The organism is Sphingomonas sp. BK580, from assembly GCF_014194975.1.
GTDB lineage: Bacteria > Pseudomonadota > Alphaproteobacteria > Sphingomonadales > Sphingomonadaceae > Sphingomonas.
The window spans coordinates 1-22,879 of the sequence record NZ_JACIAY010000018.1 but is presented as its reverse complement, the minus strand read 5'-3'; the positions used below and the strand labels follow the sequence as shown (position 1 = coordinate 22,879).

Here is a 22,879-nt window from a genome sequence, read left to right as displayed (position 1 = left end):
CCTCTCGAGATGCGAAGCGAACGGATAAAGAGAGCGGCGGTCTTCTCCCTCAGAAGCGCACGCGCCCGCCCGCCGAGAACACCAGCGCGCGCGCGTCGGTCAGCGTGCCGTTGACCAGCACCGGGGTCTGCGCCTCCGTCCCGGCATAGGCCGCGGTGGTGCGGTCGATCGTGGTGTCGGCGAAGTCGACGTAATTGCCCGCGAGGTCGAGCGAGAAGCTCGGCGTGACGTCGAAGGAGGCGCCCAGTGCGTAGTTCCAGCGGTTGGCGTCGGGCACGCGCGCGTCGCGCTCGCCGTCACGCGTCGGCGTCAACGCGCGCTGCACGCCGCCGCGCAGCGTCAGCCGCGGCGACACGGCATAGTCGATGCCGCCGGCGTAGCTCCACGTGCTGCGGTAGTTCTCGGGCAGCGCGGCGTTGACCGGCGCGCCGAGGCGGATCGCGTCGAACTTCTCCCAGGTGTAGCGGATCGTCTGCGCGTTGAGCGTCAGCGCTGGCGTCACTCGGAAGCGACCGCCGACGATCACCTGCGCGGGCGTGTAGAAGCTGGCGTCGACGCCGTTGATCTCGCGGTTGTTCGCCGCCAGCGGGCCGAGCAGACCGCTGACGGTCAGGTCGCCCTTGAGGTTGTGCTTGATCGATGACTTGTAGCTGACGCCGACCGTCGCCCAGTCGTTGTGCATCTGGAAGCCGGCGCTCCAGCCCACGTCCCACCCGCCGCCGGCGAGCTTCTGGCTGCCGTCGGGCAGCGCCGCGGCGACATTGGGCAGCGCGTTGGTGAGGCTCGCCTCGGCATGCTCGACGTTGGCGGCGCCGCCGACACGCAGCCAGTCGGTCACCGCGACGCCGACCGACGGCTGGATATCGAAGGTGCGCAGATAGGTGCGGTCGGCGCTGTAGCGCGCCCAGCTGTCACCGCTGTAGTCGGTGGTGAAGCTGTACGGCGAGGTGACCGCGATGCCGACCGCGATCCGGTCGGTCAGCGGCACCGCGACCGCGCCCGAGGGAAGCACGCCGTTGTTGATCGGGTCCTCCGAGGTCGAGTCGCCGCCTACGGGCGCGAAGGTGCCCCCGGGGCGGCGGATCAGCGTATTGCTGTTGGTCACCTTGCCCTTGGGGAGGATCACCGACGCGCTGACGGTGGCCTCGGCGCGCTCCTGCCCGCCGATCGCCGCCGGGTTCCACCACAATGAGGCCGCGCCGGTGTCCGCCGCCTCGCCCGAGAAGGCGCGACCCGCGGCGCGCGCGGCCTGCTCCTGCAGGTAGAAGGCCTGGGCGTGCGCGGCGCCGGCGCTCGCCAGCGCGCCGGCGGCGGCGGTGAGCGACAGCGCGAGCTTCTTCGACGGGAACATATGCGAACCTCTCTTTTCGACGTTTCTGTGATCTGCCTGCCGCCAGCCCGGCTGAACGCGCGGTGAAGGAAAGTGCAAGATGGCGTGGGCCGGCTAACGTTCTCAGTGACTTACTTCCACCTCTTCCGGCATCCCTGGCCTGATCCGGGATCCGTCGTGCCACGCGGGTTACGTTTGCGGCGCGATGGATCCCGGCTCGAGGCCGCGATGACGAACTAGGCTTCCTAGTTGCGCAGCGGCTTGCCGGTCATCAGCATCGACTCCACGCGCGCGTGGGTGCGCTCGTCTCGCGCGCTGGCCAGGAACGCCGCCCGCTCGAGCGCCAGCAGCTGCTCCTCGGTGACGGTATCGACCAGATCGGCCTCTCCCCCGGTCAGCACCTCGGCGAGCCGGCCCGCGACCACCACGTCATAGTCGGTGGCGACGCCCTTGCGGTGGAAGTCGGCGACCGCACCCGCGATGCCGACCCGCCCGCTCTCACCGGGCAAGCGGTACACCGGCGGCTCGGGCGGCTGGTAGCCGTCGACCAGCGCCAGCGCGCGCGCCTTGGCGTCGGCGAGCAGCCGATCGCGGTTCATCGTCACGCCGTCGCTCGCGCGCAGGAAGCCCATCTCCTTGGCCTGTGCCGCCGACTTGGAGACCTGCGCGGTCGAGATCAGCTCGAACGCCTTCATCACCGCGGGCATCGGTCCCTTGGGCATCGTCGGCAGCTTGGCCAGCCGGTCGAGCAGCTCGCCGTGCCCGCCCCAGCCCGGCACCAGTCCGACGCCGCACTCGACGAGCCCGACATAGCTCTCGGCATGCGCCTGCACCGCGTCCGAGTGGAGCAGCACCTCGCAGCCGCCGCCCAGCGCCAGCCCCGAGGGCGCGCTCACCACCGGGAAGGGCGCATATTTCAGCGCCTTGAACGCGCGCTGCCCGGCGGCGACGAGCTTCTCCACCTCGCCCCAGGCACCCGCCTTCACCGCGAACAGCGCGAGCCCGAGATTGGCGCCGGCGGAGAAGTTGCTGCCCTCGTTGTAGATCACCAGCGCCTTGAAGCGCTGCGGCACCAGCGCCACCGCCTGCTCGATCAGCGCCGCGACCTCGCCGTCGAGCGCGTTCATCTTGGCGGTGAACTCGAGGCACAGCACGCCGTCGCCGACGTCCCACAGCGCCGCCGAGGCACTGGTCGCGACCGGCGCCGAGCGACGCTTGACGTCCTCGAGCAGCAGCACGCCCTGGGCGCGCGGCACGTCGTAGTACGCGCCGTCACGCCCGAGATACTGCCGGACCCCGCCCTCGACGCGGTAGAACGGCCGCTCGCCCGCGGTGTCGAGGATGGCGGGCACAGCGCGGCCCTCGGCGCGCAGCCGCTCGGCCAGCTTGCCCGGCCCGAGCCGGTCGATCAGCTCGAACGGGCCGAACTTCCAGTTGTAGCCGAGCTTCATCGCGTCGTCGATCGCGACCACGTCGTCGGCCGCCTCGCCGACCAGCATCGCGGCGTAGCTCAGCACGTTGCCGAGGATCGTCCAGGCATAGTCGCCGACCTTGCCCGGCACCATCACCAGCGCGGCGAGGTCCTTCTCCGCCGTCGGTGGCAGCGCGGCGGGCTTCTGCTCGGGACGATAGTCGCCGCTGGCGAGATCGATCGCCAGCTTGGCGCGGCTGCCGTCGGGGCGCTTGTCGAGCCGGTAGAAGCCGCCCTTGCCCTTGCGACCGGTATAGCCCTCGGCGATCATGCGATCGACCAGCGGCAGCGCGCGCACCGTGGCGAAATAGGGGTCGCCGGCGGGCAGCGTCGCGGACAGGCTCTTCGACAGCAGCGGCATCAGGTCGATCCCGACGAGATCGATCAGCCCGAAGATGCCGGTCTTGGGCACGCCCATCGGCCGTCCGCCGATCTGGTCCGCCTCCTCCACCGTCAGCCCCTGGTCGAGCGCGGCGTTGACCGCCACCGCGAGCCAATAGGTGCCGATGCGGTTGGCGATGAAGCCCGGCGTGTCCTTGGCGCGGACGATGCGCTTGCCCATGAAGCGATCGACGAAGGTCTCGACCTTCTCCGCCACGGCGGCGTCGGTGTGCGCGCCGCGGACGATCTCGATCAATCGCATGTAGCGCGGCGGGTTGAAGAAGTGCGTGATTAGGAAGTCGCGCGTGAACTGCTCCGAGCGCCCCTCGACGAGATGGCCGAGCGGGATCGTCGAGGTGTTCGACGACACCGCGGTGCCGGGGCGCTTGAGCTGCTCGAGTCGCGCGTAGAGCGCCTGCTTGATGTCGAGCCGCTCGACGATCGCCTCGACGATCCAGTCGCACTCGGCGACGCGATCGAGATGGTCGTCGATGTTGCCGGTCTCGACCAGCCGCGCCGCGGCGGCCGACATGAACGGCGCGGGCTCGGTCTTGAGCATCTTCGCCACCGCGCCCTTGGCGACCGCGTCGCGGTCGGTCGCGTCCTTGGGCACGATGTCGAGCAGCAGCACCGGCACGCCCGCGTTGGCGACCTGCGCGGCGATGCCCGCGCCCATCACGCCCGCGCCGATGACGCAGACCTTCTTCACAGCCTCGCTCATGTCACGCGCGCTCCAGCACCGTGGCGATGCCCTGCCCGCCGCCGATACATTGCGTCGCCAGCGCGTAGCGGCCGCCCTCGCGCTCGAGCAGCGCGGCGGCCTTGCCGACGATGCGCGCGCCGGTGGCGCCGAGCGGGTGGCCGATCGCGATCGCGCCGCCGTCGAGGTTGATCGTCTCCTCCTTGAGGCCGAGGTCGCGGATGCAGGCGATCGCCTGGCTGGCGAACGCCTCGTTGATCTCGACCACGTCGAGGTCGGCGGCGGCGATGCCCGCGCGCTCCAGCGCCTTCTTCGAGGCGCCGATCGGCCCCAGCCCCATCGTCTCGGGCGCGCAGCCCGCGACGCCGACCGACACGATCCGCGCCAGCACCTTCAGCCCGTGCCTCGCCGCGAACTCCTCGGAGGTGACCAGCACCGCGCTGGCGCCGTCGGTGAGCGGCGAGGACGTGCCCGCGGTCACCGAGCCGTCCGCGCTGAACGCGGGCCTGAGCCCGGCGAGCACCTCGGCGGTGGTCTCGGGGCGAATGATGCCGTCCTGCGTCACCTCGCCCTTCTTGGTGCGGATCGGCACGATCTCGTCGGCGAGCCGGCCCTCGGTGCGCGCCGCGGCGGCCTTCTGCTGGCTCTTGACCGCGAACGCCTCCTGCTCGGCGCGCGTGATCTGATACTGCTGCGCGACGTTCTCGGCGGTCTGGCCCATCCCCATATATGCGCCCGGGCTCTTGGCGGCGAGCTCGGGGCTGGGCAGCGGGTTGTAGCCGCCCATCGGGATGCGGCTCATCGACTCGAGCCCGGCGCAGATGAACGCCTCGCCCGCGCCGATCTGGATCTGCCCCATCGCGATGTGGATCGCGCTCATCGACGAGCCGCAAAAGCGGTTCACCGTCATGCCGCCGACCGACAGCGGCAGGTCGGCGAGCAGCCCGACGAGCCGCGCGACGTTGAGCCCCTGCTCGCCCTCGGGGAAAGCGCAGCCCAGGATGATGTCCTCGATCGCGGCGGGATCGACCTTCGTCTTCTCCAGCAGCCCGCGGATCACCTGCGCGGCGAGGTCGTCGGGGCGGACGCGCGCCAGCTCGCCCTTGCCCGCGAGCTGGAAGGGCGACCGGGCGTAGCCGGCGATCACGACGTTGCTCATCTCATTCCTCTCGAGTCCGAGTTCGTTGGATGCCGCTTACGTCAACGTCAAGGCGGGCTCAAGCGGGTCGTGCCGCTTCACGGCGATGATAGAAGAACTGCTGCGATGCCAAGCGCATCTGGACTCGCCTTGACGGTCGGATAGCCTAGCCTGCCGTGGCCGACCCCGTGGGAGACGATCATGTTCGCCATCGCCGACTCGGGCCCCTTCGCCGTGCTCGCTATCAATGACTCGGCGCGCGCGGTGCCCACCTGGAAGACGATGTTCGGCTGGCCGGCCGACGACCCGCGCGCGCTGCCGCTGTCGGTCCGCTCGCGCGCCGACCGCAAGATCTGGGCGGCCAAGGTCGACCAGGCCGTGTGCGCGACCCAGCGACCGGTGCTGCTGATCGCCGACGGGCTAGGCTGCGCCGCCAGCGCCTGGTGGGGGCGACTCTCGCCGGCCGATTACGTGTCGCGGATCGCGGGGGCGCTGCTGTTCGCCCCGCGCGGCGAGGAGACTGGCGTCGACGGGGACCCCGGCCTGTTCGCCTCGCCGGGCACGCCGCTGCCCTTCCCCTCGGTGGTGATCCAGCCGCAGCACGACGAGGCGGCGATCCGCTCGACGCTCGACGCCTGGGGCAGCCAGCTTGTCGCGGGGCGGCGCGTGCGCAGCGTCGCGGACGAGCGCGGCGCGTGGCAGCAGGCGCAGCGGCTGTTCCTGCGCGTGACCGGTCAGGTCGCGGCGCACGAGGTCGCGCGTGCCGAGGCGCTGATCGGCCGGCGCTGATCGCCCCGGCGGCGCCATGAGGAGCCGCTAACCCAGATCACGCGTCGGAACGATCCGGGCATCTCGCTCGTCCCGCCAGCAGCACGCCGTGACACGCGTGACGCATCGCAGGGCGGACGCATGATCGACAGCCACTCCCCTTCCCCTCCTGCGGTCGAGCGTCGCGGCGGCGCCTGGCTGGTCGTTCCGGCGCTGCTGATCGGTGGGCTCGGCGTGTTCATGCTCGCGGGCGGCGCCTGGCTCGCCTGGCTCGGCGGCAGCCTCTATTACCTCCTCGCCGGCGCGCTGATGGTGGCGAGCGCGGTGCTCCTGCTCCGCCGACGAGCGGCCGCGCTGCACGTCTTCGCGGTGCTGGTGGTCGGCACCATCGTCTGGGCGATATCCGAGATCGGCTTCGACTGGTGGCAGCTGGTGCCGCGCGGCGACCTCATCTTCCTGCTGGGCGCGCTGCTGCTGCTGCCCCCGGTCGTGCGCCGCCTCAGTCCGCGCGGCTGGCGACCCGCTGCCGCGCCGCTCGCGGTGGCGCTGGTCGCGGCCGCGCTGGTCGCGCTGGTGACCGCCTTCCATCGCGACCACGATCGGCCCGGCCGGCTTGATATGGCCGCGACCGCCGCGCCCGCGCCCGCCTCGGGCGACTGGGCCGCCTATGCCGGCACCTGGGCGGGGCAGAAATACGCCCCCTGGTCGCAGATCACGCCGGGCAACGTCGACAAGCTCGCGCTCGCCTGGCACGTCCACACCGGCGACCGCAAGCGTCCGAGCGATCCCGGCGAGACCACCTACGAGGTGACGCCGATCAAGGTCGGCGACACCGTCTTTCTCTGCACGCCGCACGACCTCGTGCTCGCGCTCGACGCCGAGACGGGGCAACGGCGCTGGACGTTCGATCCGCGGATCGAGGTGACGCAGCATATGCAGCACCTCACCTGCCGCGGCGTCTCCTACCTAGCGACGCCCGGCGCGGGGAGCGATTGCGCGCGCCGGGTGTTCGTCGCCACCAACGACGCGCGGCTGATCGCGATCGACGCCGCCAGCGGGCGACGCTGCGCCGGCTTCGGGCGCGGCGGCGACGTCGACCTGCGGCGGGGCATGGAGGTCGGCCCACACGGCTGGTATCAGGGCACGTCGGCGCCGCTGGTAGCGCGCGGCCTCGTCATCGTCGGCGGCGCGGTCTACGACAACATCGCCACCCACGTCCCTGCCGGGGTGATCCGTGCCTATGACGCGCGCGACGGCCATCTCGTCTGGAACTTCGATCCCGCTCGACCCGACGCCACCGCCCCGCTACCGGCCGGCCAGCGCTACACGCCCTCGACGCCGAACATGTGGAGCACCGCCGCCGCGGACGAGGCGCTGGGCCTGGCGTATTTCCCGATGGGCATGGGCGCGGTCGACCAATGGGGCGGCCACCGCCCGGCCTGGACCGAGCGGTTCGCCACCACCGTGCTCGCGCTCGACCTCGCCACCGGCCGGCCGCGCTGGGCGTTCCAGACCGTCCACCACGATCTGTGGGACATGGACGTGCCGGCGCAGCCCGCCCTGGTCGACCTCGATCTCCCAGGCCGTGGGCGGGTCCCAGCGCTGGTACAGTCGACCAAGACCGGCAACATCTTCGTGCTCGACCGGCGTACCGGCCGGCCGCTGCTGCCGGTGACCGAGCGGCGCGTGCCGGGTGGCGCTGCACCGGGCGATCGCACCGCGCCCACCCAACCCTTCTCGGCGGCGTCGCTGATGGCCGAGCGCCCGATCGCCGAGCGGGACATGTGGGGCGGGACGATGCTCGACCAGCTCGCCTGCCGCATCAAGTTCCGCCGGTTGCGCTACGAGGGACCGTTCACCCCGCCCTCGCTCCAGGGCACGCTGGTGTTCCCGGGCAATTTCGGCGTGATGGACTGGGGCGGGCTGGCGATCGATCCGGTGCGGCAGATCGCCTTCGCTCATCCCAATTACATGGCCTTCGTCGATCGGCTGGTGCCGCGGCGTGACTCGAACATCCCCGGCGTCGGACCGTCGGGGGGGTCGGACATGCACGGGTCGTCCGAGCACGGCTACAATCCGAACAAGGGCGCACCCTTCGCGGTCGAGCTCAACCCGTTCCTGTCGGTGCTGGGGCTACCGTGCCAGGCGCCGCCGTGGGGCTATGTCGCCGGGCTCGACCTGCGCACCGGGAAGGTGGCGTGGCGCCACGCCAACGGCACGATCCGCGACGAGACGCCGCTGCCGCTGCCGTTCAAGATGGGGGTGCCCTCGCTCGGCGGTCCGATGACGACCGCGGGGGGTGTGGCTTTCCTGTCCTCTGCGATCGACGATTACATCCGCGCCTATGACGTCCGCGACGGCCGCGTGTTGTGGCGCGCGCGCCTGCCTGCCGGCGGCCAGGCCACGCCGATGAGCTACATCTCACCGCGCAGTGGGCGGCAGTTCGTCGTAGTCGTCGCCGGCGGGCACGGCTCGCTCGGGACCAGGCTCGGCGACAGCGTGCTCGCCTACGCGCTGCCGAAGTGAGCGCGCCGCGGCGGTGACGGAGAGGCCTCCGGTCGCCGCCGACCCGTGCCCCGGCGAACGCCGCAGCCCAGGGCGTCGCGGGACCTAGTCGGCGTGGCGGCGCTCCTGCGCGCGCAGGAGCACGCCGGCGTCCGTGCGGTGGGGTGAGCTGGCGCCTCCCTGCCCGGACTCGTCAGCGCCGTACGTCGAGCTCGCCGCCGAGGAAGGCGTCGAGGTCGGCCTGGCGGAACAGCCCGGCGTCGCCCGGGAGTGAATGTTTGAGCGCCGCCAGCGCCAGCCCGCTGCGCGCCGCCGCCTCCGCCGCTTCGCCGCGCCGCAGCGCGTGGAGCACCCCGGCGGCGAAGGCGTCTCCCCCGCCGATCCGGTCGACGATGCCGGCGAGCACCACTTCCTCGCTCTCCACCGCGCCCTCGCGCGTGTCGATCCGCGCCGACAGGCGGTTGAGGTCGACATGCTCGACCTGCCGCGCGGTCGACGCGATCGTCTGCAGCGCCGGGAAGGCCTCGAACGCCGCCTCTGCCGCGCGGCGCGCGTCGCCGGCGAGGTCGTCGCGACCGAGCAGCAGCGCGACGTCGCGATGGTTGCCGAACATGAGATCGGCGTGGCGGACGATCTGGCCGAGGATCGCGCGCGGGTCGCCGCTCCAGCGCGACCAGAGCTTGCCGCGCCAATTGCCGTCGAACGACACCGCGACGCCGCGCGCGGACGCCGCCTCGGCCGCTGCCACGGCGCTGCGCGCCGGCACGGGCCCGAGCGCCGGCGTGATACCCGAGAGATGCAGCCGGTCGACGCCGTCGAGCAGCCGGTCCCAGTCCCAGGACTCCGCAGGTGCCTCGGCGAAGGCGGAGTAAGCGCGGTCGTACACCACCTCGGTCGCGCGCAGGCCCGCACCGGTGGTGGCGAAGTAGAGCCCGATCCGCTCGCCGCCGAGTGCGACATGCGCGACGTCGACCCCGTGGGCACGTAGCGTACGCAGCGCGGCGCGCCCGAGATCATTGTCCGGCACGCGGCTGGCGAAGGCGACGTCATGGCCGAGGCAGGCGAGCTGGGTGACGACGTTGGCCTCGGCACCGGCGACCCACACGTCGAGCCGCGGCGACTGGAGCAGCAGCTCGCGCCCCGGTGGCGACAGCCGCAGCATCACCTCGCCGAATGCCAGCAACCTGCCCATCGCGCTCCCCTTCCCCGTTGCGCCGCCGTGTGTCGGGGCTGGGGACGGCGGCGTCAACCGCGCGCGGTGCCGGGCTCGGCGACGAAGCGCGCGATCACGTCCTTGGCGAGCCGCGCCGGACGCTGCGTGGCGGCGTCGAGACAGCACCAGACGCTGCTCACCTCGGCGACGATCTCCTCGCCGCGCTTGAACAGGGTGCTGAAGAAGGTGCGTGCGCCCTGTGCCTTCTCCGCGATCACCTCGGCGACGATGCCATCCTCCAGGAAGGTCGGGCGGCGATAGGTGATCTCGTGCTTGAGCGCGACCCAGAGATGCTGCGCCACCGCCTCGGGCGGCGCGACGCGCTCCCAATAGTCCATCACCGCGGCCTGGACCCACTTGAGGTAGACCGCGTTGTTGACGTGGCCCATGAAGTCGATGTCCTCGTCCGCGACCTGGACGGGATATTCGTGCGCGTGCGCGGCAGTCATGAGTCGGTCTTCCGGTGGCGAGCGAGCAGCCTACGAGATAGCGCCGCGCCGTACAATCGGCTCGCCGACCCGCGCTGCACTGTAATGATGCGTCGACCCAGGAACCTCCGCGCTCACGCCAACACGCGACGCCAGGCGTCGAACGCCGTGCTCGGGCTCGAGGCTCCTGCGTCCGCGAGACCTTCGGCGCAACGCCCTCATGTGCTCCCGCGCACGCGGGAGCCCAGACGGCTCTCGCGCCACAAGACGTCGTTTTGCGGGGCTCTGGGTCCCCGCGTTCGCGGGAAAACAGCTGGCCGACGAGCGGCATCGTCCCTCTCGCCAGGGTCTCGCGTCCGCCGGAGCACGGCTCCTCACAGCCCCTCGCCGCCGACCCACTGCGCGTTGGCGAGGCGGCGCGCGAGCGTCCAGTTCTGCTGCCTGATGTCGGGTACCGCCACCACCTCCCACAGCTCGCCGCGGGTCATCGGGCCGATACAGTAGAGCCGGTCGTTGACCCCGCCGTCAGCGGCGACGACGCGCGACTGACGGTCGACGTCGAGGCCGATGCGCAGCTCGTCCGGCCGGATCATCCCCGCGGCGAGCGACTGGCGGATCAGCGGCTCGCGCGAGCGCAGGAGGTCGCCCTGCGGCCCGGTGCAGTTGACGATCCGCGCCGCCCGCGTCGTCGTCACCGCCTCGCGGCCGCGCGCGCGCCAGCGCAGCCGCGCGTGTGTGCCGTCCGCCTCCGCCCCCGCCAGCTTGCCCGCGGCGAAGCACAGCCGCCCCGCCTCGACTAGCGCGTCGATCCGTTCCGCCACCGCCGGCGCGAGCCGGTGGCGGTGCACGTCCCAATAGGGGCGCAGATGGCGGAGGAAGCGCGCGCGCGTCGTCGCGTCGGCGCTGCCCCACATCATCTGGGTCACCGGGCGAAGCTCGTCGACCGCGGCGCGCCAGCCGATCGCGTCGGCGCGGTCGCGCACCGCGCGCACCAGCGCCGAGAGCGTAGCGGCGGGCCGCTCGCTCAACCCGGGCCGGGGCGCGCCGTCGGCGTGGCGGCGCGGCACCAGCCCGCGCCGCGACAGCGCGAGGATGCGACCGCGGAACCCGGAGGAGTCGAGCAGCAGCGCGGCGTCGATCGCGGTCAACCCGGTGCCGACCAGCACCACCTCGTCCGCGTCGCTCAGCCCCTCGGCGATGTCGCCGGCCCAGGGGTCGGCGCGGTAGCAGCCGTCCGGCAGCGTCGCGGGGTCGAGCCCGGGCGGGCTGTGCGGCGGCAGGTTGCCCAGCGCGAGCACCGCCACATCGGCGTCCACGCGTCCGTCTTCGGCCAGCGTCAGCGTGAAGCCGCGCGGGTCGCAGTCGAGCGCACGGACCTCGCCCGACACCAGCGTCAGCCGCTCCGGATGGGCCGCGGCGGCCTCCTCGAGCATCGCGCGGAGATAGCGGCCGTAGATCTTGCGCGGGACGAAGGTGGTGCGATCGCCCAGCCCCTCGCGCTCGAGCCAGCGGACGAAGTGGTCGGGATCGTCGGGCAGCGCGCTCATGTTGCCGGCGCGGACGTTGAGCAGATGCTCGTCGTGCGCGGCGCTGTACGCGACGCCGCGCGCCACCTGCGCGGGCCGCCGCTCGATCAGTGTGGCGCGCGGGCCGTCGTGGCGGACGAGGTTGATCGCGAGCAGGGTGCCCGAGAAGCCGCCGCCGACGATCGCGACATGGTCGCCGGGCTGGACCAGGCTCACAGCCCCAGCTCCCTCATCTCGACGACGCGATGCTCGCGCGCGCTGATCTCGGCGGCGACGCCGATCGCGACCGCGCGCAGCCCGTCCTCCGCGCTCACCTGCACCGGCGCCTCGCCGCGCACCGCGGCGGCGAAGGCGAGATGCTGGTAATAGGTCGCGCCCTCGTGGCTGCCGGCGGCGTGCGCGACCGGGTCGATCGCCACGGCGGCTCGCTCCACGCGCTTGGGGTTGCCGAAGCCGGTGCGCGGCGAGAACACCAGCTCGCCCGGCGGGATCAGCACGTCGAGCCGCGCGGCGTCGCCGGTGGCGCTCATCTCCTCCTGGTGCTCGGCGCCGTCGGCGAACATGCAGAGGTCGAGCAGGGCGCGGACGCCGTTGCTGAAGTCGACCGTGGTGAAGCTGTTGTCGATGATGTCGGGGCGCTCGCCGCCGTAGCGCTCGTCTAGGTGGTTGACGTCCATCGCCCCCGAGCAGTGGACGCGCACCGGTTCGGCGCCGGTGATCACGCGCATCAGGTCGAAGAAGTGGCAGCATTTCTCTACCATCGTGCCGCCGGTGTTGCGTGCGAAGCGGTTCCAGTCGCCGACCTTCTCGAGGAAGGGAAAGCGGTGCTCGCGGATCGACAGCATGCGCAGCGCGCCGACGCGCCCGGCATGCACCTGTTCGATGAAGGCGGCGGCGGGCGGCATGAAGCGATATTCCATGCCGGTCCAGAACGGCGCGGCGCGTGCGGCCGCCCGATCGACGATCCAGCGCGCGTCGTCGAGTGTGGTGGCGAGCGGCTTCTCGCACAGGATCGCGGCGTCGGTGGCGAACAGCGGCTCAAGCACGGCGCGATGGGTGTGGTTGGGCGAGGCGATCACGATCGCGTCGACCTGTCCGTCGCGCGCCAACGCCTCGGCCGAGTCATAGGCGGTCGCGCCCGCGGCCGCGTCGCCGAGCGCGTCGCGCGCCCAGCCGAGCGAGGTCGGCACCGGGTCGGCGAGCGCGACGACGCGCGCGCCCGGCACCAGCGCGATGTTGCGGAGGTGCTCGACCCCCATCATCCCCGTGCCGACCAATCCGTACCTGATCTCGGCTACCATCACGTCCAACCCTGTGCCATGCCGCCGCGGATGACGACGCTGCGCCTATCGAACCAACCGCGCCCGCTCGGCAAGAGCGGGCTGACCGTCTCACCGCTCGCCTGGGGCATGTGGCGCCTCGCCGGCGACGACACCGCGCCGGTGCGCGCGCTGATCGACGCCGCGCTCGAGGCCGGGATCACGCTGTTCGACACCGCCGACATCTACGGTGCCGACGTGCCGGCGGGCTTCGGCTCGGCCGAGCAACTGTTCGGCCGCGCGCTCGCCGAGGATCGCGCGCTGCGCGGCCGCATGGTGATCGCGACCAAGGGGGGTATTCGACCCGGCATCCCCTATAACTCCAGCGCCGACTACCTCGCCGGCGCGCTCGACGACTCGCTGCGGCGCCTCGGCGTCGACGTGATCGACCTCTACCAGGTCCACCGCCGCGACTTCCTCACTCACCCACAGGAGGTCGCCGCCGCGCTGACCCGGATGGTGGAGAGCGGCAAGGTGCGCGCGCTGGGCGTCTCCAACCATTCGGTGCACGAGCTCGAGGCGCTCCAGTCCTTCCTCACGCAGCCGCTGGCGAGCACGCAGCCCGAGTTCTCGCCGCTGCGCGCCGCGCCGCTGTTCGACGGCGTGCTCGACCAGGCGTTGCGGCTCGACCTCGCGGTGCTCGCCTGGTCGCCGCTCGGCGGCGGCCGGCTGGCCGACCCGTCGCACCCGGCGGCGCGACTGCTGGCCGAGCAGGGCGCCGCGTTCGGCGTCGACGCGGCCACGGCGGCGCTGTCCTGGGCGATGGCGCATCCGGCGCGCGTGATCCCGATCATCGGCTCGCAGAACCCGGCGCGCGTGCGCGCCGCGGCAGACGCGTTCAAGGTCGAGTGGGACCGGGCGGGCTGGTACGCCGTGCTCGAGACCGGCATGGGGGAGAAACTGCCATGACGCGCGCGCCCTGCGAGGTGAGCTGGTTCTCGGCGCTGTGCGACGACGACTATGAGTTCCTCGGCGTGCCCGACGAGCGGCTGCGCTCGTCGTGGGAGCATTGCCGCGACATCGCGCTCCAGGCGGAGAGCGGGGGGTTCGACAATATCCTGCTGCCCTCGGGCTACACGCTGGGGATCGACACCACCGCCTTCGCCGCGGGCATCGCGCCGCTGTTGCGCCGGCTGTGGCTGCTGATGGCGGTGCGCGTCGGCGAGAGCTGGCCGCCGCAGCTCGCGCGTCAGATCGCGACCATCGATCGCATGCTGGGCGGCCGGCTGACCGTCAACATCATCTCGAGCGACCTGCCCGGCGAAACGCTGGAGAGCGCGCCGCGCTACCGCCGCACCGTCGAGGCGATGCAGATCCTTCGCACGCTGCTCGACGGCAAGTCGCTCGATCACCAGGGCGAGTTCTGGCAGCTCCAGCTCGACCCGCCCGGCATCACCACCACGCTGGGGCGCTGTCCCCTGCTCTATTTCGGCGGCCTGTCGGAGGCGGCGCGCGAGGCCGCGGCCGAGCAGGCCGACGTCTATCTGATGTGGCCCGACACGATCGAGGGCGTGCGCGGCATCGTCGCCGACCTGCGCGCGCGCGCGGCGGCGAAGGGGCGTACGCTGCGCTTCGGCTATCGCGTTCACGTCGTGGTGCGCGAGAGCGAGGCGGAGGCGCGCGACGCGGCGGACCGGCTGCTGTCGCGGCTCGACGACGCCACCGGCGCCACGATCCGCGCGCGCTCGCTCGACTCGCAGTCGGCGGGGGTGCGCCGCCAGGCCGAGCTGCGCGAGGGCAGCGACGACGGCTATGCCGAGGCCAATCTGTGGACCGGGATCGGTCGCGCGCGCTCGGGCTGCGGCGCCGCGATCGTCGGCGACCCCGATCAGGTGCTCGCCAAGCTCGAGGCGTATCGCGCCGAGGGGATCGACGCCTTCATCCTCTCGGGCTACCCGCACGCCGCCGAGGCCGACCTGTTCGCGCGCCACGTGCTGCCGCGGCTCGACCACGCGCCGCTGGCGCGGTGAGGCCGGTGCGGCGAGGCGTTCGCGTCGTGACGCCACCGGGGCGCGCGCCTTCTTCTGGCCCACATCCTCGCGCTCGTCACTCCGGACTTGTTCCGTCATCATCGCGGCACGCGCGGTGCCATCGACACCGGTGCAGGGCCGGGGTGACAAGGAGGGCGACAATCGTGCCGCCCCGCGCCAAGTGACCCGTACCCTCGCCGACCTCGGCTCCGCGCGTCGCGCGTTGCTCTTCGCGCTGGTCATCACCGCCGGCGTGCTCAACCTCGTCGACCGCCAGATCATCGCGGTGCTCAAGCCGCAGATCGCCGCCGACCTCAACTGGAGCGACGACGATTACGGCACGCTCGCCGCCTGGTTCCAGGCCGGCGCGGCAGGCGGCTTCCTCGTCACCGGCTGGATAGCGGACAAGCTGGGAGTGAGATGGGCCAACCCGGTCGGGGTGGCGGCGTGGAGCGTCGCCGCGCTGCTGCACGGCTGGGCGCGCACCACGATCGAGTTCGTGCTCGTCCGCGTCACGCTCGGCGCGACCGAGGCGATGGGCACGCCCACCGCGACGAAGACCGTCGCGGCGGTGCTGCCGCCGGCGTGGCGCTCGGCCGGCTTCGGCGTGAGCAACGCGGCGAGCAGCCTGGGCGCGATCCTGGCGCCGCTCGCCATCCCCGCGGCGGCATTGCTGCTCGGCTGGCGCGGCACCTTCGCCGCGGCCGGGGTGATCGGGCTCGGCTGGGCGCTGGCCTGGCTGGTCGCCGCGCGCGGGCTGCGACTCGACTCGCCGGCCGAGGCGCCGGCGGAGTCCGCGCCGGTGGATTATGGCCCGATCCTGCGCGAGCGGCGTACCTGGGCGGTCGCGGGTGCCAAGCTGCTCTCCGACGCGACCTGGTGGCTGCTGCTGTTCTGGCTGCCCGACTTCTTCCATCGCCGCTTCGGGTTGAGCGGGGTCGAGCTCGGCGTGCCGCTGGCGCTGGCCTATGGCGGCGCCGCGCTCGGCTCGCTGCTCGGCGGCGGGGTCGCGACTCGGCTGCTGGCGTTCGGCCATCGCGCCTGGACGGTGCGGCGCGGTGCGATGCTGGCGGCGGCGCTCTGCGTGCTGCCCGTCCCCTTCGCGCTCGCGACCGCGAGCTATCCTGCCGCGGTGGCGCTCATGGCGCTCGCGCTGGCGGGGCACCAGGCCTTCTCCACCAACCTGTTCGCGCTGATCGCCGACGTCGTGCCGCAGCAGAAGGTCGGGCGGGTCACCGCCTTCGGTTCCTTCAGCGGCAATGTCGGCGGCGTGGTGATCTCCAAGGTGGCGGGCGTGGTGCTCGCGGCGGGGCTCGGCTACCTACCGCTGCTGCTGTTCGCCGCGGTCTCCTACCTGCTCGCGCTGGGCTGGATCATGCTGCTGCTGGGCAGGGCGTTGAGGGCCGCGCCTGCGTCGATGCCTGCCTGACCTAAGCTCACGCGATCGCACGATCAAAGCTGTTGCGCGCGCCGCATGGTAGCGCTAACTCTAACGGCGACGCGGGCGTAGATCCGCTGCGAACCGAGAGGAGAACGCCCGAATGCGCCCATCCCGATCCACCGCCCGCCGCCTGCTGCTCGCCGCGCTCGCGCCGCTGCCGCTGATCGCCTGCTCGTCGCAGGAGAGCAGCTCCGCCGCCGCGGGCAACAACGCGACCGCCGAGACCGCCGGCTGGGACCAGGAGCGCGCACCCGACGGCCGCTCGTACCTCTCGCAGCCGCTGGTACGTGACATCTACACCGCCGATCCCTCGGCGCACGTCTGGGGCGACGGCAAACTCTACGTCTATCCGAGCCACGACATTCCGACCGAGACCAAGGACGACGATCTCGGCAACCAATACGCCATGCGCGACTATCGCGTGCTGCGGCTCGACGAGCCCGGCGGCAAGGTCACGGTCGGCCCGGTCGCGCTCGACGTGAAGGACGTGCCCTGGGCGTCGCAGCAGATGTGGGCACCCGACGCCGCCTTCAAGAACGGCACCTATTACCTCTACTTCCCCGCGCGCGACCGCACCAAGGACCGCAACGGCCTGGGCGCGTTCCGCATCGGCGTCGCCACCTCGAACAACCCGATGGGGCCGTTCAAGGCCGAGCCCGAGGCGATCAAGGGCAGCTACTCGATGGACCCGGCGGTGTTCACCGACGCCGACGGCACCTCGTACATGTATTTCGGCGGCATCTGGGGCGGCCAGCTCCAGCGCTGGAAGGGCGGCAAATACGATCCCAGCGGCAGCGACACCGACCTGAAGCAGGACGATCAGCCCGCGCTCTCGGGCAAGGTCGCCAAGCTCAACGCCGACATGAAGAGCTTCGCCGAGACGCCGCGCGACGCGGTGATCCTCGACGAGAAGGGCAAGCCCGTGCTCGGCGGCGACCATGAGAAGCGCTTCTTCGAGGCCTCCTGGGTCTTCAAGCGCGGCGGGCAATATTATTACACCTACTCGACCGGCGACACGCACTTCCTCAACTACGCCATCGGCAAGACGCCCTATGGTCCGTTCACCTACAAGGGCCATATCCTCGAGCCGGTGCAGGGCTGGACCACGCACCACTCGATCGTCGAGTGGAAGGGCAAGTGGTGGCTGTTCTACGCGGACACCCAGCTGTCGGGGAAGAACCACCTCCGCAACGTCAAGATGACCGAGCTCAAGTTCAACCCGGACGGCACGATCCCGACGATCGACCCGTTCGTGAAGTGAGGCGCGGGGCGGCGGACGGCTCGGTGCTCCCCGCGGAGCACCACCCGGGCGAACGCCGGGGTCCAGTTGGGAGACGTCGCCGCCTCTCGCGCCGGGCCCGTACCTGTACCCCGACGTTCGCCGGGGTAGTGGGTAGAACGGCTTAAGCCTTCTCTTTTCAGCGCTCCGACCTGGCAGAAAGCGAAACATGTTCCTCGGCATCGACATCGGCACCTCGGGCGTGAAGGCGGTGGTCATCGACCCCGCCGGCGCGATCGTGGCGCAGGGCACCGCCGCGCTCACCGTGCAGCGCCCGCACCCGCTCTGGTCCGAGCAGGATCCCGAGGCGTGGTGGCAGGCGACCGAGGCGGCGGTGCGCGCGCTGCCCGCCGAGGTGCGCCGCTCCGTCCGCGGTATCGGGCTCGCCGGCCAGATGCACGGCGCGACGCTGCTCGGCGCCGACGATCGCCCGCTGCGCCCCGCGATCCTGTGGAACGACGGGCGCTCCTTCGCCGAATGTGCCGAGCTGGAGGCCAAGGCGCCCGAGCTGCACCAGGTCGCCGCCAACCTCGCCATGCCCGGCTTCACCGCGCCCAAGCTGCTGTGGGTCGCGCACCACGAGCCCGAGGTGTTCGCCGCGATCCGCACCGTGCTGCTGCCCAAGGATCATGTCCGCCTGCGCATGACCGGCGAGAAGGCCAGCGACGTCTCCGACGCCGCCGGCACGCTGTGGCTCGACGTGGCGAAGCGCGACTGGAGCGACGACCTGCTCGCCGCCACCGGGCTCAGCCGCGAGCAGATGCCGCGCGCGGTCGAGGGTAGCGATGTCGCGGGCACGCTGCGCGCCGAGATCGCCGAGCGCTGGGGCATGGACCAGGTGCCGGTCGCGGGCGGCGGCGGCGACAATGCCGCGGGCGCAGCGGGCGTCGGCGTGGTCGAGGACGGCGACGCCCTGCTGTCGCTCGGGACCTCGGGCGTGATCTTCGTCGCCACCGCCGAGCTGCGCGCCAACCCGGCGGCCGCGGTCCACGCTTTCTGCCACTGCCTGCCGAACCTGTGGCACCAGATGGCGGTGCATCTCTCCGCCGCGGTGTGCGTCGACTGGGCGGCGCGGCTGATCGGCGCGGCGGGCGCGGCCGAGCTGTTCGCGCGCGCGGAGGCGGCGGGCGTCGGCAACGGCCCCGAGCTGTTCCTCCCCTATCTCTCGGGCGAGCGCACCCCGCACAACGACGCGCAGGTGCGCGGCGGTTTCCTGCGGCTCGACCATGACACCACGCCCGAGCGGCTCGCCCAGGCGGTGCTCGAGGGCGTCGCCTTCGCGCTGGCCGACGGCGTGCGCGTGCTGCGCGAGTCGGGCACCGCGGTCGAGCGGCTGTCGGTGATCGGCGGCGGCGCGCGCTCGCGCTACTGGGGCGAGACGCTCGCCGCCGCGCTCGAGGTCGAGCTCGCCTACCTCAAGGGCGGCGAGGTCGGCCCGGCGATGGGCGCGGCGCGGCTGGCGCAGCTCGCGGTCGACGGCGGCACGCCCGCCGAGGTCTGCGTCGCCCCGCCGGTCAGCCACGTCGTCGCGCCGGACCCCGCGCTGGTCGACCGGCTCGCCCCCAAGCGCGCCGCCTTCCGCGACGCCTACCCCCGCATCGCGCCGCACGCGGCCTGATCTTACCCACGAACCACCACGCCAAGGAGCGCCTGCATGGCCACCGACTTCTTCGCCGACATCCCTCAGATCAAGTATGAGGGCCCCGACAGCGACAACGAGCTCGCCTATCGTTTCTACGACAAGGACCGGGTCGTGCTCGGCAAGCGCATGGAGGACCACCTCCGCTTCGCCGCCTGCTTCTGGCACACCTTCTGCTGGCCGGGCTCGGACGTGTTCGGCGGCGGCACCTTCAACCGCCCTTGGCACGCCGGCGCCAACGACAGCGCCGCCGCGGCGCAGAAGCGTGAGGTGGCATTCGACTTCTTCAGCAAGCTCGACGTGCCCTACTACTGCTTCCACGACGTCGACGTGATGGCGGACGCGCACGGCGTCGCCGAGCACCGCCGCTACTTCGCCGAGGCGGTCGACCATCTCGAGACGCTGCAGGCCTCCTCGGGCCGCAAGCTGCTGTGGGGCACCGCCAACCTGTTCAGCCATCCGCGCTTCGCCGCCGGCGGCGCGAGCAACCCCGATCCCGAGGTGTTCGCGTTCGGCGCGGTGCAGGTGCGCGACGCGCTCGAGGCGACGCATCGGCTCGGCGGCCAGAACTACGTGCTGTGGGGCGGTCGCGAGGGCTATGAGTCGCTCCACAACACCGATCTCAAGCGCGAGCTCGACAATCTCGGACGCTTCCTGAGCCTAGTGGTCGAGCACAAGCACAAGATCGGGTTCCAGGGCACGATCCTGATCGAGCCGAAGCCGCACGAGCCGACCAAGCATCAGTACGACTTCGACACCGCCACGGTGTACGGCTTCCTCAAGCGCTACGGGCTCGAGAACGAGGTCAAGGTCAATATCGAGGCGAACCACGCCACGCTCGCCGGCCACACCTTCGAGCATGAGATCGCCACCGCCGCGGCGCTCGGCATCTTCGGCTCGATCGACGCCAATCGCGGCGACCCGCAGAACGGCTGGGACACCGATCAATTCCCCAACTCGGTCGAGGAACTGACGCTGGCGATGCTCGAGATCATCCGTGCGGGCGGCTTCACCACGGGCGGGTTCAACTTCGACGCCAAGGTGCGGCGCCAGTCGGTCGACGCGGCCGACCTGTTCTACGGCCATGTCGGCGGCATCGACACGGTCGCGCGCGGGCTGCTCAACGCGGCCAAGCTGATCGAGGACGGCCGGCTCGATTCGATCAAGCGCGACCGCTACGCCGGCTGGGACGGCGCGTTCGGCCAGCAGGTGTCGAGCCTCGACCTCGCCGGGATCGCCGACCTCGCCGAGCGCGAGAACGTCGACCCGCGCCCGCGCTCGGGCCAGCAGGAGCGGATCGAGAATTTGCTTAACCGCTTCATCTGAGGGGATGGGGGCGGACGCGAGCTGCTCCGCTCCCTCACATCGCGGATGGCATGACACGGCTAACCTCATAAGCTGTTCCCCGGCGGAAGCCGGGGTGAGGTCGGGAAAGCCGCGTTGGGTCTCACCGACGTCCCCCACCTGGGCCCCGGCGTTTGCCGGGGTACAGGCGTATACGGGAACGATCGTGGCGCTCTCCAGGGTTGCGCCCCCTCCCCCCGCCGCCTAAATATGTCCGACTAATTCCGAAGCCGAGGATATCCATGATCGACGGAGCGATGCTGATCGGTGCCGAGCTGCGCCAGGCCGAGGCGCGATTCACCGCGGTCGACCCGGCCAAGGGCGCGCCTCTCACCCCGACCTTCTCCTCGGCAGGCCCCGATGCCGTCGCCGACGCGTGTGAGCTCGCCGCCGCGGCCTTCCCGGCCTATGCCGCGACCGCGCCCGAGGATCGCGCCGCCTTCCTCGAAGCGATCGCCGACGAGATCGTCGCGCTCGGCGACCAGCTGATCGAGCGCGCGCAGCAGGAGAGCGGGCTGCCGCGCGCGCGGCTCGAGGGTGAGCGCGGCCGCACCGTCGGTCAGCTCAAGCTGTTCGCGCAGGTGGTGCGCCAGGGCGACTGGCTCGACGCCACGATCGACCCGGCGCTGCCCGACCGGCAGCCGCTCCCTCGCCCCGACCTGCGGCGCATGAACGTCGCGGTCGGCCCGGTAGCGGTGTTCGGCGCGTCCAACTTCCCGCTCGCTTTCTCGGTCGCCGGCGGCGACACCGCCTCGGCGCTCGCCGCGGGCTGTCCGGTCGTGGTCAAGGGCCATCCGGCGCACCCCGGCACGGGCGAGCTGGTCGCGCGCGCGATCCGCGCCGCAGTCGATAAGGCGGGGCTGCCCGCGGGCGTCTTCTCCTATCTGCCGGGCGAGACCAACCGGCTCGGCGAGGCGCTGGTCGCCGACCGCCGCATCAAGGCGGTCGGCTTCACCGGCTCGCGCGGCGGCGGGCTCGCGCTGGTGAAGATCGCGGCCAACCGCGCCGAGCCGATCCCGGTCTACGCCGAGATGTCGAGCATCAACCCGGTCGTCCTCATGCCGCACGCGCTGGAGGCGCGCGGCGAGGCACTGGCGCCGGCCTATGTCCAGTCGCTGACGATGGGCGCTGGGCAGTTCTGCACCAACCCGGGCCTGGTGCTCGCGATCGCGGGCGAGGCGCTCGACGCCTTCGTCGCCGCGGCGGGCCGCGCGCTGACCGAGAGCGCGCCCGCGACGATGCTGTCGCCGGGCATCCACGCCAGCTTCGAGCAGGGCGTCGAGGCGCTGGCACGGCACAGCGCGGTGACGACGGTGGCGCGCGGCAAGGTCGGTGAGGGCGTCAATCAGGCGGTCGGCGCGCTGTTCCGCGCCGACGCGGCGAGCTTCCTCGCCGACCGCGCGCTGGGGCACGAGGTGTTCGGCTCGTCCTCGATCGTGGTGGCCTGCCGCGACATGGACGAGGTGCGCCAGGTGATCGCCAGCCTCGAGGGCCAGCTCACCGCGACGCTCCACCTCGACGCCGAGGACGAGGCCGAGGCCAGGACGCTGATCCCGGTGCTCGCCGACCGCGTCGGCCGGATCCTGGTCAACGGCTGGCCGACCGGGGTCGAGGTGAGCCACGCGATGGTGCACGGCGGCCCGTTCCCGGCGACGAGCGATGGGCGCACCACCTCGGTCGGGACCGCGGCGATCTACCGCTTCCTGCGCCCGGTGAGCCTGCAGAACCTGCCGGCGTCGCTGCTGCCCGAGGCGCTGGCGGACTCCAATCCCTGGGGTGTGGCGCGGCGGATGGATGGCAAGCGCGAGGCATCGCCGCGGTAAGCTGTGGATCAAGCTGAGAGGTGCGAGGGCGGCCCTGCGGGGCCGCCCTTTTTCGTTGAAGGCATCCCCCAGGCGGAGACCAGCGCCGCAGGCCTTCTCACCTCGTCGTCGGCGACACCCCGCTCGCTCTCCGCGCACCCCCATCGCGCCTCTGTACCTCTTCCGAGAGTCCATCCCCCGCGAAGGCGGGAGGGCGGGGAGGTGTCGCTCACGCGGTCGGTGCCGCGTCTCCATGCGTCGCGTCTTCGCGCGGGAAAGCATGTTCACGCGGAGACGGAGACGCGGAGAGGGCGCGCCCGCCCCGCGCGCCGTCCCGTGAGACGGCGCGCGCCCTCACCTCCTGCCGTCACCCTGAGCTTCCCTCGGGATCCACCGCGCCGCCTACCCGGCGGTCGCAGCGCGTGCGAGCAGTGGGTCCTGAGACAAGCTCAGGATGACGCTAGCGGTGGGCGTGGTACCAGCCGGGACGCAGGGCAAAGGCGGCCGAGCGCCGCCGGCGCGGCGACCCTCCCCCGGGTCAGTGGTTGTCCCGCGGCAGGCCCATGGTCTGCGCGATGCGCTGGTACTTCTCCGCGCCCTCCAGGATCGCGCCGGTGTTCATCTG

16 protein-coding genes are annotated in these 22,879 nt (G+C 71.9%); 9 read left to right on the top strand and 7 right to left on the bottom strand.

Going from position 1 to position 22,879, the window contains the following annotated elements:
- Window positions 1–49: 49 nt before the first annotated feature.
- From FHY05_RS21440 to FHY05_RS21430, 3 genes are all read right to left on the bottom strand, one after another.
- A complete protein-coding gene (locus FHY05_RS21440) occupies window positions 50–1,351 on the bottom strand; it encodes an OmpP1/FadL family transporter (protein ID WP_183946477.1) in 1,302 nt (433 codons plus the stop codon).
- A 224-nt stretch (window positions 1,352–1,575) separates the two neighbouring features.
- Window positions 1,576–3,903: a 3-hydroxyacyl-CoA dehydrogenase/enoyl-CoA hydratase family protein gene (locus FHY05_RS21435; RefSeq protein ID WP_183946476.1), complete on the bottom strand. Its 2,328-nt coding sequence runs from the start codon at window positions 3,901–3,903 to the stop codon at window positions 1,576–1,578.
- 1 nt (window position 3,904) lies between these two features.
- The gene (locus FHY05_RS21430; RefSeq protein ID WP_183946475.1) at window positions 3,905–5,041 is read right to left on the bottom strand and encodes a thiolase family protein; all 1,137 of its coding nucleotides are present in this window, start codon (window positions 5,039–5,041) and stop codon (window positions 3,905–3,907) included.
- 180 nt (window positions 5,042–5,221) lie between these two features.
- On the opposite strand from FHY05_RS21430, the gene FHY05_RS21425 reads away from it, so the two are divergent.
- Entirely contained in the window at window positions 5,222–5,809 is a 588-nt protein-coding gene (locus tag FHY05_RS21425) for an alpha/beta hydrolase (RefSeq protein ID WP_183946474.1), read from the top strand.
- 120 nt (window positions 5,810–5,929) lie between these two features.
- A complete protein-coding gene (locus FHY05_RS21420) occupies window positions 5,930–8,314 on the top strand; it encodes a membrane-bound PQQ-dependent dehydrogenase, glucose/quinate/shikimate family (protein WP_183946473.1) in 2,385 nt (794 codons plus the stop codon).
- Window positions 8,315–8,486: 172 nt separating this feature from the next.
- Here FHY05_RS21420 and FHY05_RS21415 read toward each other — a convergent pair whose 3' ends face one another.
- The 4 genes from FHY05_RS21415 to FHY05_RS21400 form a co-directional block, all read right to left on the bottom strand.
- Window positions 8,487–9,485 (bottom strand): sugar kinase, encoded by a 999-nt coding sequence (locus tag FHY05_RS21415; RefSeq protein WP_183946472.1) that lies wholly within the window; start codon window positions 9,483–9,485, stop codon window positions 8,487–8,489.
- A gap of 53 nt (window positions 9,486–9,538) precedes the next feature.
- Window positions 9,539–9,955 carry a thioesterase family protein gene (locus tag FHY05_RS21410; protein WP_183946471.1) on the bottom strand — a complete coding sequence of 139 codons (417 nt, stop codon included), beginning with the start codon at window positions 9,953–9,955 and terminating at the stop codon, window positions 9,539–9,541.
- A gap of 353 nt (window positions 9,956–10,308) precedes the next feature.
- Window positions 10,309–11,676, bottom strand: coding sequence for an FAD/NAD(P)-binding protein (locus tag FHY05_RS21405; protein ID WP_311732551.1), 1,368 nt, complete (start codon window positions 11,674–11,676; stop codon window positions 10,309–10,311).
- Window positions 11,673–12,761: a Gfo/Idh/MocA family protein gene (locus FHY05_RS21400; RefSeq protein ID WP_183946470.1), complete on the bottom strand. Its 1,089-nt coding sequence runs from the start codon at window positions 12,759–12,761 to the stop codon at window positions 11,673–11,675. Before FHY05_RS21400 ends, FHY05_RS21405 begins: the two co-directional genes overlap by 4 nt.
- 30 nt (window positions 12,762–12,791) lie before the next feature.
- Here FHY05_RS21400 and FHY05_RS21395 point away from each other — a divergent pair, with 30 nt between their 5' ends.
- The 7 genes from FHY05_RS21395 (at window position 12,792) to FHY05_RS21365 (ending at window position 22,275) form a co-directional block, all read left to right on the top strand.
- Entirely contained in the window at window positions 12,792–13,688 is an 897-nt protein-coding gene (locus FHY05_RS21395; protein WP_183946469.1) for an aldo/keto reductase family oxidoreductase, read from the top strand.
- Window positions 13,685–14,749: an LLM class flavin-dependent oxidoreductase gene (locus FHY05_RS21390; RefSeq protein ID WP_183946468.1), complete on the top strand. Its 1,065-nt coding sequence runs from the start codon at window positions 13,685–13,687 to the stop codon at window positions 14,747–14,749. Before FHY05_RS21395 ends, FHY05_RS21390 begins: the two co-directional genes overlap by 4 nt.
- 115 nt (window positions 14,750–14,864) lie before the next feature.
- On the top strand, window positions 14,865–16,178 hold the full coding sequence (locus FHY05_RS21385; protein WP_183946467.1) for an MFS transporter: 1,314 nt from the start codon (window positions 14,865–14,867) through the stop codon (window positions 16,176–16,178).
- A gap of 112 nt (window positions 16,179–16,290) precedes the next feature.
- Window positions 16,291–17,451, top strand: coding sequence for a glycoside hydrolase family 43 protein (locus FHY05_RS21380; protein WP_183946466.1), 1,161 nt, complete (start codon window positions 16,291–16,293; stop codon window positions 17,449–17,451).
- Between the two features lie 187 nt (window positions 17,452–17,638).
- Window positions 17,639–19,087 (top strand): xylulokinase, encoded by a 1,449-nt coding sequence (gene xylB / locus FHY05_RS21375; protein ID WP_183946465.1) that lies wholly within the window; start codon window positions 17,639–17,641, stop codon window positions 19,085–19,087.
- A gap of 36 nt (window positions 19,088–19,123) precedes the next feature.
- Complete coding sequence (xylA, locus tag FHY05_RS21370) at window positions 19,124–20,434, top strand: xylose isomerase (protein WP_183946464.1); 1,311 nt, start codon at window positions 19,124–19,126, stop codon at window positions 20,432–20,434.
- Between the two features lie 260 nt (window positions 20,435–20,694).
- Window positions 20,695–22,275: an aldehyde dehydrogenase (NADP(+)) gene (locus FHY05_RS21365; protein ID WP_183946463.1), complete on the top strand. Its 1,581-nt coding sequence runs from the start codon at window positions 20,695–20,697 to the stop codon at window positions 22,273–22,275.
- The last annotated feature ends 604 nt before the right edge of the window (window positions 22,276–22,879 follow it).

Excerpts from the sequence above, each read along its gene's own strand:
- FHY05_RS21435 (WP_183946476.1), bottom strand. The coding sequence starts at position 3,903 with ATGAGCGAGGCTGTGAAGAAGGTCTGCGTCATCGGCGCGGGCGTGATG.
- FHY05_RS21390 (WP_183946468.1), top strand. The coding sequence starts at position 13,685 with ATGACGCGCGCGCCCTGCGAGGTGAGCTGGTTCTCGGCGCTGTGCGAC.
- FHY05_RS21395 (WP_183946469.1), top strand. The coding sequence starts at position 12,792 with ATGACGACGCTGCGCCTATCGAACCAACCGCGCCCGCTCGGCAAGAGC.
- FHY05_RS21400 (WP_183946470.1), bottom strand. The coding sequence starts at position 12,761 with ATGGTAGCCGAGATCAGGTACGGATTGGTCGGCACGGGGATGATGGGG.
- FHY05_RS21410 (WP_183946471.1), bottom strand. The coding sequence starts at position 9,955 with ATGACTGCCGCGCACGCGCACGAATATCCCGTCCAGGTCGCGGACGAG.
- FHY05_RS21420 (WP_183946473.1), top strand. The coding sequence starts at position 5,930 with ATGATCGACAGCCACTCCCCTTCCCCTCCTGCGGTCGAGCGTCGCGGC.
- FHY05_RS21430 (WP_183946475.1), bottom strand. The coding sequence starts at position 5,041 with ATGAGCAACGTCGTGATCGCCGGCTACGCCCGGTCGCCCTTCCAGCTC.
- xylB (WP_183946465.1), top strand. The coding sequence starts at position 17,639 with ATGTTCCTCGGCATCGACATCGGCACCTCGGGCGTGAAGGCGGTGGTC.
- xylA (WP_183946464.1), top strand. The coding sequence starts at position 19,124 with ATGGCCACCGACTTCTTCGCCGACATCCCTCAGATCAAGTATGAGGGC.
- FHY05_RS21380 (WP_183946466.1), top strand. The coding sequence starts at position 16,291 with ATGCGCCCATCCCGATCCACCGCCCGCCGCCTGCTGCTCGCCGCGCTC.
- FHY05_RS21425 (WP_183946474.1), top strand. The coding sequence starts at position 5,222 with ATGTTCGCCATCGCCGACTCGGGCCCCTTCGCCGTGCTCGCTATCAAT.
- FHY05_RS21440 (WP_183946477.1), bottom strand. The coding sequence starts at position 1,351 with ATGTTCCCGTCGAAGAAGCTCGCGCTGTCGCTCACCGCCGCCGCCGGC.
- FHY05_RS21365 (WP_183946463.1), top strand. The coding sequence starts at position 20,695 with ATGATCGACGGAGCGATGCTGATCGGTGCCGAGCTGCGCCAGGCCGAG.
- FHY05_RS21415 (WP_183946472.1), bottom strand. The coding sequence starts at position 9,485 with ATGGGCAGGTTGCTGGCATTCGGCGAGGTGATGCTGCGGCTGTCGCCA.